The organism is Tunicatimonas sp. (assembly GCF_049647865.1).
In the GTDB taxonomy this organism is placed as follows: Bacteria; Bacteroidota; Bacteroidia; order Cytophagales; family Cyclobacteriaceae; genus Tunicatimonas.
The window spans coordinates 1-4028 of record NZ_JBARYM010000448.1 but is presented as its reverse complement, the minus strand read 5'-3'; the positions used below and the strand labels follow the sequence as shown (position 1 = coordinate 4028).

Annotated in this window: 7 protein-coding genes; all 7 read right to left on the bottom strand. The window is 52.9% G+C overall.

The genetic code is table 11. The annotated features are described in order from the left end of the window. Positions 1–1120, bottom strand: a 1120-nt coding sequence (locus WBA23_RS13410; protein WP_424582786.1) for a SprB repeat-containing protein, incomplete at its 3' end; no start/stop codon positions are given. Beyond that, positions 1120–1545, bottom strand: a complete 426-nt coding sequence (locus WBA23_RS13405; protein ID WP_424582785.1) for a hypothetical protein — start codon at positions 1543–1545, stop codon at positions 1120–1122. The genes WBA23_RS13405 and WBA23_RS13410, both read right to left, overlap by 1 nt. A gap of 91 nt (positions 1546–1636) precedes the next feature. Beyond that, positions 1637–2533, bottom strand: coding sequence for a hypothetical protein (locus WBA23_RS13400; protein WP_424582784.1), 897 nt, complete (start codon positions 2531–2533; stop codon positions 1637–1639). Between the two features lie 19 nt (positions 2534–2552). Then, positions 2553–3140, bottom strand: a complete 588-nt coding sequence (locus WBA23_RS13395) for a hypothetical protein (protein ID WP_424582783.1) — start codon at positions 3138–3140, stop codon at positions 2553–2555. After that, positions 3115–3363 carry a hypothetical protein gene (locus WBA23_RS13390; RefSeq protein WP_424582782.1) on the bottom strand — a complete coding sequence of 83 codons (249 nt, stop codon included), beginning with the start codon at positions 3361–3363 and terminating at the stop codon, positions 3115–3117. The genes WBA23_RS13395 and WBA23_RS13390 overlap by 26 nt, the downstream gene beginning before the upstream one ends. Then, complete coding sequence (locus WBA23_RS13385; protein ID WP_424582781.1) at positions 3360–3785, bottom strand: N-acetylmuramoyl-L-alanine amidase; 426 nt, start codon at positions 3783–3785, stop codon at positions 3360–3362. The genes WBA23_RS13390 and WBA23_RS13385 overlap by 4 nt, the downstream gene beginning before the upstream one ends. Beyond that, a partial coding sequence (locus WBA23_RS13380) for a hypothetical protein (protein ID WP_424582780.1) occupies positions 3782–4028 on the bottom strand: 247 nt, incomplete at its 5' end. The genes WBA23_RS13385 and WBA23_RS13380, both read right to left, overlap by 4 nt.

Genomic DNA, 4028 nt, shown 5'->3' with positions numbered 1-4028 from the left:
GGGTTTCCCCTTGCCCGTTGATCGGTTGCTCGGCCTCAAACAATTGCTGATACTGGTCGCTCAGATACTCCTTTTCGTACCACACCTGGCAGATCATCCGCAGAAAGGGTTTGTTCTCCAAATCATTGGCCCGGGCTGCCAGCGTAACGGGGTTCTCGGAAAAGTAGTGCAGGTCGCCTAGCTGCGCCGAGAATGTCGCTTTTTCGCCGATCGCATCGGTGACCACCAGGGTATACAAACCGGGCGGAATGTTCAGGCGGTTTTGCTCCGTGCTACCGTCTTGCCAGAAGTAGGAATACGGTTCTACCCCGCCCGAAACGGTCACAAATATGCTGTTGCCCGACGTAGTGATCTGGGCGGTCATGGGGGTATAATGAAGCTGAACGTTAGCCGGATCTAGCGTTACCTCAAACCGCTCATCTATTCGCTGGTTCAGCGTATCACCTGGTTCTAATAAGATAACGATCCGGATGACTTGCTTATCGCGGGCGATGATCAGGGGGAAGTCGCCTTGGTTAGCAGTTCCCATGCGATCAATACTATAGGTGCTATTCCCCTGGGTAGGAATAGCGAAGCCTGGTCGTAGCACATTTTCTTCAACGTAATACGGCCCTCGGTTTAGTTCGGTGCCATCGTCGTAGATATAATTGACTGAGACCAGCTGCACCTCTTCTAGAAAGGTACTTTGCACATTAAAGGAGAAGTCCCCAAACCAACCGCTGGGCAGAGGCGAGGGCATTCCGTCCGGACGATCAATGCGAGTAGGATACAGTCCCAGCTCATGTTGATCGATCGTGATGCCGGGCGTATAGTCGGTTACCTGATAATTGGCATCGGTTAGGCTAACATTCCCACCCGGTAGCTCAAAGCGGACGGAGGTGATGGTATCCGGATCCGCCAGCGGTGTGCGGGGGGTCAGTATCCGTTCGGTTTGTCCATCCGCGACGGTAAATCGGTACTGACGATCGGTATGCCCGGTGCCGTAGAAATACCGCACGAAGATCGTCTGATCCAAATCGCTTCCCGAGCTATTGTTCAAATCGAAGTACAGTTGTACCCACGGGTTAGCCGTCTGGCTAGGAGTTTTGAGCAGTTCTAGACTTTGTACGGTGAAGCTCATCAGCTGGGCGCGTTAAATTTATGGGATCGATTCAGGTTGGTGTAGGTCTGACGGATGGCGAAGCTGTAGCCGGTACCCGCCAAGTTGCGGCGGTTGCGGTTGAAGCGAAGCTTCTCACTACCGGCCTGGTTCCAGTCCAGTATTCCTTTCCGGTAACCCGGCTCCTTCCGCAGCGTACGGTCCACTTCGCTGAGCATATCCAGGCCCCATTCAGCGGTGCGCTGGTAGATTTCTTCTTCGGCATCGAAGCCCCGGGTCGGCATATCTTCCAGCAGGATGAGCCGACCGGTTTGGTACTGCCCGATGCTATCGCCCAGCTCGTCGGTATAGTCGGTATCGTAGGCTGAAATCAGCATCATCGGGCTGTGCAGCTTATGCGATAGTCCCGAGAGAAATTCTTCAATCTGCTGGGCCATGGGAAACATGGGGTCATTGGTCAGCACGATTCGGGCAAAGTGCGAGCGTTTGGCTGTGTGCAATATATCCACGTGGCGGGTGGCCAGATCGCGGAACAGGTTAATGTATTCTTCGTGCTGCATGGGAACGGGTGGGCGGCATTCCGCCTTTTTGTTTCTGGGAATCATTCATCATTCTATGAGCCACTTCCAGCACCGCGTGCAATCCGGATTGCTCAATCTGCTCGAGCGTTCCGAATTTTTCGGAAGGTAGGTGGCGCATGAAGTCCAGCCAGTCCGTCTTAGCGGATTGCCGCCCAGCGGTTCCCCGCCGTGTTTCGCCATCCGCCTTAGGCGGATCGCCATCCGGTCTGGCGGGATCGCGCGGCCGGCCGCCGCCGCGGGAACCGTCCGGTCTGGCGAGACCCGGTCCAGAAAACAGGCGGGGGTAACGGTTAGCCAGTTCGGACAGGCATCCTCCTAAATATAAGTAGACGCCAAGTTTGATATCCGGATGAACCTTGCGCAGTTTGGGAAGATATGATTCCATTGCCTCAGCGCTGAAACGCTTGGTCCGGTCCGGACGGTATAGTACAGCGATGAGGTAGTCCAGCAATTCCGGGTTATGCGTCCCGCGATATTGATCGTAATAAGCCGAAGCGGCGGCAAACTCGCCGATAGTCAACGTACTGAAACTGTCACCGGGCCCAACGAAGCCATTGATTGTTTTGAACATGCTTATGGTCAGGGGTAGCTGATTCATCCAGCGCAATTCGTAGGTAATCTGGGCCAGCTGTACGCGGTTGAGCGTATAGAATAGGTACCAAGGTAATGGCAGAAGATAGCGAGCGGTCAGCAGACGAACTTCGGTCGCAGTACGGCCTAGTTTGAGGGCTTTGAGATAGCCGAAAAACTGCTTGACCGTTACCTCAGCCCAATTTTCGGGCACGGCTCGCTTGATCCGCTTGTTGGGCAACAGCCTAAATTTCGTAGGAATGGTTACATCGAGGTTGACCATGCTACGAAAGGAACGGGGGCTAGGGGAAGGGGAAAGGACTCTTGAGTTTGAAGTAGAGGTAAACCCCACCAACTGCCCCGGCAATGATTAGCCACCACCACGGTAAGCCGTTACGAGATACTTCTTTGTCCACTGTTCGGGTTTTTTCAACGTGCTTCGCGGATTGCCGGCCACCGTGGACACGGCCCGTCTTATTGCCTGAGTTCTGATTCTGCGAGTTTCGATTTCGGCTATTGAACCAACTGCGGGATTTGTCTACTTCTCGGACATTGATCCGATCGCCGCCGCGACGGGTCTCTACAATTCGGACATCGGTTCGGACTTCCGTCCGGACGGGAGTCTTGAGTAGTACCTCGGACTCGGACACCCGGAAGATTTCTACGTCCATATCCGGAATGGACAATTTTTGTCCAATGTCCGGAACCGTGCCTTGGACTGAGTTTACCGGTATGATCCGAATGATCGTTGAGTCCTTCGCCTCAGTCGCTCGGCGATCCGATAGTGTCTTTTGCGGCGGCGGTTGGCAAGATAGCATCATAGCACTAAGCCCTAAGAACAACAAAATACTAATGATAATGAGCTTAGCCAGCACTGGGCGGTTTTCCATGATGTTGGGTTTTATGCACAATTTTGTCGGCGACCGTTAACCCGAGCGTCAGCTGAGCGACGGTCATAAAACCGTCAAAGTAATGCGTGTTTACATCCAGTTCGGTGAAAGTATCTACCCCGGCCAGGATGACGGCAAAGGCAAAGAAGCTGAGTGCCGTGACGCTTTTACGGGAGAATTTGCCGGTTTGGGGGTTTTTGACGGTATCGCGTAGTAATTTCACAGCCAAGAATATTCGAGTTTAGCGTTAAAGCTTGGGCAGGCTTTGAAAGGATTTAAATCGTGGTGGCCAATCACCTCGGCAGGAGGCAATCCGTGTCCGATAATCCACTGCTGCGCCTCTTGTATTTGCTCAATCAATCCATCCTGTTGCGCCTCCGTACGGGTATCAAATGCATTTCCGTAGGCATCTACGCCTCCGATATAGCTGATATGGATGCTTCGACTATTATAGCCCTTGACCCCATTGCTAGGACGCTCAAATGGGTGCAGGATATGCACCCGGCCACTGGCATCAATCAATCGGTGATAGCCCGGATTACGCCAGCCTAATGAATTACGCCAGTAGTTCAGGATGCTGCTGACCTTCGTGGTTGGTGGAGTTGCCGTGCAATGAATGCAAATGATGTTGACAGTGCGGATCATTCGGTCATATTTTTTAAGTTCATAATCTTGGCCGCTTCTTCAGCCAGGGTTTTATCCACTTCCTCGAATATATCGATCGTCAGTCCTTTGCGGTTCATGCACGACTCAATGACAATCGTTAGTGCGTTGAATTTCAGGATATGGTGTTGTTGGGCGCTTTTTAACCGGCTGATTTGCTCGCCCTGCTCCTTTACCAGCCGCCGAAGTTGCGATCCTTCGTCCTGAACCTGATCGGTGCTGAGT

Bases quoted from the DNA above. Each gene is read 5' to 3' on its own strand.
- WBA23_RS13405 (WP_424582785.1), bottom strand. From the start codon at position 1,545: ATGTTTCCCATGGCCCAGCAGATTGAAGAATTTCTCTCGGGACTATCG.
- WBA23_RS13400 (WP_424582784.1), bottom strand. From the start codon at position 2,533: ATGGTCAACCTCGATGTAACCATTCCTACGAAATTTAGGCTGTTGCCC.
- WBA23_RS13395 (WP_424582783.1), bottom strand. From the start codon at position 3,140: ATGGAAAACCGCCCAGTGCTGGCTAAGCTCATTATCATTAGTATTTTG.
- WBA23_RS13385 (WP_424582781.1), bottom strand. From the start codon at position 3,785: ATGATCCGCACTGTCAACATCATTTGCATTCATTGCACGGCAACTCCA.